Annotated in this window: 1 pseudogene; it reads right to left on the reverse strand. The window is 62.3% G+C overall.

The features are described from left to right. Positions 1-110: 110 nt before the first annotated feature. Positions 111-530 (reverse strand): annotated as a pseudogene (locus ACCO56_RS33070) (hypothetical protein); the annotation flags it as partial.

Raw genomic sequence — 530 nt, forward strand, 5'->3', positions numbered from 1 at the left:
TGCCGCGTCGATTACGCCAGATGCAGTTTGTTTCTGCAACTCCTCAACGCCAAGCCTTACCGCGTCGGCGGCCCGATCGAGTTGATCGAGTGCCTTTTCGAGCCCGTCCATCAGGCATTCCCTTTCGATGCTTCTTGTTGGTTCGACGTCGTCTGGACACCGTCCTCGACGCCTGCCGCAGCCGCGAAATTGGGATGCACGACCTTGCCGCCATCGGTCAGCATGGTCGCTTTGACCAGCTCGTCGTCGCGGTTGATGGCAAGCTCTTTGCTCGCCTTGTCCACCATCGTCTCGAGAAAGGCGAAGAGGTTCTTGGCATAAAGCAGCGAGGCCGAGGCCGCGACCCTGCCGGGAACATTGAGATGGCCGACGATCTTCACGCCGTTGTCCGACGTCACGACCTTGCCGGCAACCGCCCCCTCGACATTGCCGCCGCGTTCCACCGCCAGATCGATGATGACCGACCCCGGCTTCATCGACTTGACCATCGCCGCCGAGACCAGCTTCGGCGCCGGCCGGCCGGGGATCAG

Source organism: Mesorhizobium sp. 1B3 (genome assembly GCF_050958605.1).
Classification (GTDB): Bacteria; Pseudomonadota; Alphaproteobacteria; order Rhizobiales; family Rhizobiaceae.